This window comes from Acinetobacter sp. 228, from assembly GCF_048147885.1.
Genome location: NZ_JAYWYV010000299.1, coordinates 1 through 1,321 on the forward strand (window position 1 = coordinate 1; position 1,321 = coordinate 1,321).

2 protein-coding genes are annotated in these 1,321 nt (G+C 40.9%); one reads left to right on the top strand and one right to left on the bottom strand.

Annotated features, from left to right (window positions below; genetic code table 11):
- Positions 1 to 233, bottom strand: a 233-nt coding sequence (locus VXQ92_RS18385) for an FMN-binding negative transcriptional regulator (RefSeq protein WP_416682776.1), incomplete at its 3' end; no start/stop codon positions are given.
- A gap of 116 nt (positions 234 to 349) precedes the next feature.
- Here VXQ92_RS18385 and VXQ92_RS18390 point away from each other — a divergent pair.
- Positions 350 to 1,321: PLP-dependent aminotransferase family protein (locus tag VXQ92_RS18390; RefSeq protein WP_416682777.1), on the top strand; the 972-nt coding region annotated here is incomplete at its 3' end.

Here is a 1,321-nt window from a genome sequence, read left to right on the forward strand (position 1 = left end):
AAAACGACCAATACCTCATCTCCATTTTTAATGTCCTGCCAAACAGAATTATTTCGTGACACATGGGCATGTAGCATGCCAAATTTCCCTTCATTTGCTTGCAACTCGAATGGAAGATGATTTGCATCTAAGCCATTACTTCCATGCGTAAAAAGCACCCCAAATGGATGTTCTGTAATAAGAGAATGCAATACATCCAAACGGTTTTCTGCAAAATCATCAGGGATATACATGGATAAAAAACCTCGCTGTAAATATCAGGGTTATTTATATTTGGTGTTGTAAATTTTCTGGTTTATGTGGTTTATTAAAAAGAACCACTTGGTATTTTTTTAAGTAGACCAGAATTATGGCAAGAATGGCAAAAGTTGTGGAACTTCCGTCTATTGCAAAGATTGATAAAAGCAAAGGAAAGATAAGTGCTCAACTGACTCAAGCTTTACGTGAAGCTGTACAAAGTGGTGATTTACAACCCGGTGATCCATTGCCTTCTTCTCGTGAACTGGCTTTAACCCTAGGTGTCGCTCGCGGAACCATTATTGAAGCTTATGATCAGCTTTTAGCTGAAGGTGTGTTTGACTCTCAACCACGAACTGGCACTTATGTGTCTCATGCTTTGGTTAAAACATCTGCAATACAACATTCATCGAAAGAAAATAAACCTAACTCGATCTTTTTGACCAAATCGGCACGTTCATATGCCAAAGTGCTTGATGAATTTAAGCCACTTCCCCATGTTCCTTTTGCGGTATCTGTCCCCGCTGGACGTACTCAACCAAGTGATATTTGGCGTAAATTTGGTAATAAATTTAGATCTCGGGGTGCAGGTGCTCCATCAGGTTATGGTGAACCTCAAGGGGTATTATCACTAAGAATTGCTATAGCAGACTATATACGACGGTCACGTTCTGTCCACTGCGAACCTGAACAAATTGTGATTACGCCCGGCATTCAACAATCACTTTATATTTGCAGCCAAATTTTATTTGAGGAGAAAGATGAAGTTTGGGTTGAAGACCCGGCTTATCGGGGGACAACAGCCATTTTTGAGCATACTGTGCAAAACATTCGAATGGTACGTGTTCCTGTTGATGAAGAAGGCATTCAGGTTGAAACCGGAATTAAGCTTTCTAAACAAGCGCGTGCTGCGTTTGTAACCCCATCTCACCAATATCCACTTGTCATGCCGATGAGTCTAGCAAGACGTACAGCTTTATTAGCTTGGGCAAAACAACAAAATGCATGGATCATTGAAGATGATTATGACAGTGAACTTCGTTACAACGGTCAGCCCTTCCCATCTTTGCAAGGCATGGCACCT